Genomic DNA, 221 nt, shown 5'->3' on the forward strand with positions numbered 1-221 from the left:
GGTTGGATGTGCAGAACTTCGGCTGTAATAGGTTAAAGATCGTGGAAATTCGACCCCCGGAATCGATAGCATTTACTCGGGACAAGCTTCCGGAGGGCCGGAATTCAACACGCGAGGAGGGGAACGTGAACCGTTTGATCAACCGCAGGCGTTTCATGAAGGCGACATCGTCCGCTATCGCGGTGGGTGCGCTGTCTTCCGTCGCCGGCCCGGTGTCGGCC

Annotated in this window: 1 protein-coding gene; it reads left to right on the forward strand. The window is 57.9% G+C overall.

The genetic code is table 11. The annotated features are described in order from the left end of the window. Positions 1-125: 125 nt before the first annotated feature. The coding region (locus tag KJQ96_RS39765) for a twin-arginine translocation signal domain-containing protein (RefSeq protein ID WP_213291300.1) at positions 126-221 on the forward strand (96 nt) is incomplete at its 3' end.

The sequence above is a fragment of the Bradyrhizobium sp. sGM-13 genome (genome assembly GCF_018398875.1).
Classification (GTDB): domain Bacteria; phylum Pseudomonadota; class Alphaproteobacteria; order Rhizobiales; family Xanthobacteraceae; genus Bradyrhizobium.